General features: G+C 60.0%; 1 protein-coding gene and 1 pseudogene. Both read right to left on the bottom strand.

Annotated features, from left to right (window positions below):
- Nucleotides 1-82: 82 nt before the first annotated feature.
- Nucleotides 83-964: an EamA family transporter RarD gene (gene rarD, locus GIW04_RS30830; RefSeq protein WP_057711325.1), complete on the bottom strand. Its 882-nt coding sequence runs from the start codon at nucleotides 962-964 to the stop codon at nucleotides 83-85.
- Nucleotides 965-1000: 36 nt separating this feature from the next.
- Nucleotides 1001-1205 (bottom strand): annotated as a pseudogene (locus GIW04_RS30825) (aldo/keto reductase); the annotation flags it as partial.

Genomic DNA, 1205 nt, shown 5'->3' with positions numbered 1-1205 from the left:
GGTAAGGACCTGATTCAATCCAGGCTTTAATACAGAGGGGTAAGGATGCCCCCATAACCCCCGTCCAATCTTAGCCAGCCACTCAAGCCCGGCGCTGACGCACCAAATGCTTGAACCCCTCATACACCAGCACCATCACCGCCAGCCAGATCGGGATATAGGTCAGCCATTGCCCGCCTTGGATGCCTTCGCCCAATAGCAAAGCCACCGCCAGCAGCAGCACCGGCTCCACGTAGCTCAGCAGCCCGAACAGGCTGAAGGCGAGCAAGCGACTGGCGATAATGTAACTCACCAACGCCGAGGCACTGATAAGGCCCAGCATTGGAATCAATGCATAAAGCTTTGGATGGCCGTCGAGCACGGCAAAGCCTTGTTCGCCGCTTTGTACAAACCACCAGGCCACCGGCAGCATCAACGCCATGTCCAGCCACAGCCCCCCCAGATGATCGGTGCTCAGGTACTTACGCACCACGAAGTACACCGGGTAGCCGATGATCACCACCAGCGTTGCCCAGGAAAAACCACCGGCCTGGTACAACTCGTTCAACACGCCTAGCGCGGCAAACACCACGGCGATCTGTTGTAACCGTGACAGACGCTCGCCGTAGACCAGGCGCCCGGTGAGCACCATGGTCAACGGCAGCAGGAAATACCCCACCGACACGTCCAGGCTGCGCCCATTGAGCGGCGCCCACATGAACAGCCACAACTGCACGCCGAGCAGGGCAGAAGACACCAGCACGCCGCCAATCAGCCGTGGCTTAGCCGCCAGCCTGCGCAGCAGTTCCCACACCCTGCGCCACTCACCGCTGACAATCATGAACACCGTCATGCAGGGCACGGTGAGCAACATGCGCCAGCCGAAAATTTCCAGGCCACTCAGGGGGGTAAGCAGCGATGTGAAGTAATACATCACCGCAAACAACACCGAGGCCAAGACCGATAACACCACACCTTTAGACACGCTGTCCTCGCGAAAGCCGATTATTTCGTCGGCAGTCTACAGGCGTGCCAATCGACCGGATACAAAATGCCCGACATCGTTGACCCCCGGCGAGGACGAATGCCCCGGCGTGACCAACGAATCAATGAACGCCTCGTCTTCGGCGCTGATCTGCACCGCCAGCGCCCCGGTGTAGGCGTCCCACTGCGCCTCGGTCCGTGGCCCGACGATCGCCGAGCTCACCGCCGCATTGTTCAGCACC

Origin of the sequence: Pseudomonas sp. PA-4-8C, from assembly GCF_021606625.1 — a bacterium.
GTDB classification, from domain to species: Bacteria; Pseudomonadota; Gammaproteobacteria; order Pseudomonadales; family Pseudomonadaceae; genus Aquipseudomonas; species Aquipseudomonas lactis.
This window is presented reverse-complemented; position numbering and strand designations above follow the sequence as displayed.